The sequence below is a fragment of the Elstera litoralis genome (assembly GCF_000963705.1).
GTDB classification, from domain to species: Bacteria; Pseudomonadota; Alphaproteobacteria; order Elsterales; family Elsteraceae; genus Elstera; species Elstera litoralis.
The window spans coordinates 1-1,159 of sequence record NZ_LAJY01000842.1 but is presented as its reverse complement, the minus strand read 5'-3'; the positions used below and the strand labels follow the sequence as shown (position 1 = coordinate 1,159).

The following is a 1,159-nucleotide window of genomic DNA, read 5'->3' as shown; positions in this document are numbered from 1 at the left end:
CACCATCGCCCCCACCCTGCGCGTCACCCTCAGCCTCGCGTCGCCGCCTGCGCGCCTGGCGGCAGTTTGGAAGACACGCTGAAACAGGCCGACCGGCGGCTCTATCAGGCGAAAAACGCCGGGCGGAACCGGGTKGTGGGGGGCGGAGGGTTAGGGGCCTGTTGCGCTTCCCCGGCTGGATCGACAGCCTCCCCGAAACCGACACCCGCCGCGACAGCGTGCCGATGCAACGCTACGGCACCGCCGACGAAATCGCGGCGACGGTGGCGTTCCTGGCGTCCGACGGGGCGGGCTATATCACCGGGCAGAATATCCGCGTGGATGGCGGGTTGATGCGGGGGGTTTAGGGGGAAGCCCTCCGCCTCGGCGTCGCTGTGGGCGCGCCCTGCTTGCGGCCTGAAAGACGCGCTCAAACAGGCCGACCGGCTTCTGAATCAGGCGAAAAACGCCGGGCGGAAACGGGGGGTGGGAGGCTGCCCGCCTCAGCGATGGTTTTTCGAGCATATCACTTGACGCGGATGCCCCGTTGACGGGCATCCGCGTCCCGGTTGTCGTGCTTAGTTGCCCGCGTATTGCAGCGATGAGTGATGCACAACAATACGCAGTTTACCGGCATCGTCTTTGACAAAACCCCAGGTCTTGTCGACGGTTGTGATCTTACCGTCTTTGCCCGTGAAGCTGACATTGCCCATTGTCGTTGCCGAATCACCGGCGATGAAGATTCCGCTGTTGCTGATATCGCATTTGGTCCAGCCTTTGAGAGCGAAGCCGGTGTCCTTCGGGAAGGCCGCGTCGCCGCCGACGAAATAGGACAAAGCGCCCGCGCGGGTGGTGCGGAAGGTTTGCGGAGTGACGGTTAGCGTCGGCTTAAAGAGGACGACACCCATTTGGTAGCCGTAGGCAGAATCGATGACCTTCTCGGCGAGCTGCTTCGCCGCAGGCTGGCCCTGCGTATCGGCCGTTTTAGCAATGGTTACGAGCGCGTCACACCAAGCCTTTTGGGCACTAAGAACCTCGGTTTCCGTGATGGCTTTATTCACGACCGTAGCTTGTGCCGCAGCACCGCCAGCAGACAAGAATGTTGCAACGGCGGCTACAGTCATCAAAGAATTTCTGATAGACATTTTCTCTACTCGCTCCAATTCGAATTTTACTCGGG

2 protein-coding genes are annotated in these 1,159 nt (G+C 61.3%); one reads left to right on the top strand and one right to left on the bottom strand.

Annotated elements, in window-relative coordinates:
• The first annotated feature begins 161 nt into the window (after nt 1-161).
• Nucleotides 162-347, top strand: coding sequence for an SDR family oxidoreductase (locus VZ95_RS27665; RefSeq protein WP_045777450.1), 186 nt, complete (start codon nt 162-164; stop codon nt 345-347).
• Nucleotides 348-557: 210 nt separating this feature from the next.
• On the opposite strand, the gene VZ95_RS20140 is transcribed toward VZ95_RS27665, so the two are convergent.
• A partial coding sequence (locus VZ95_RS20140) for a hypothetical protein (RefSeq protein ID WP_232302781.1) occupies nt 558-1,159 on the bottom strand: 602 nt, incomplete at its 5' end.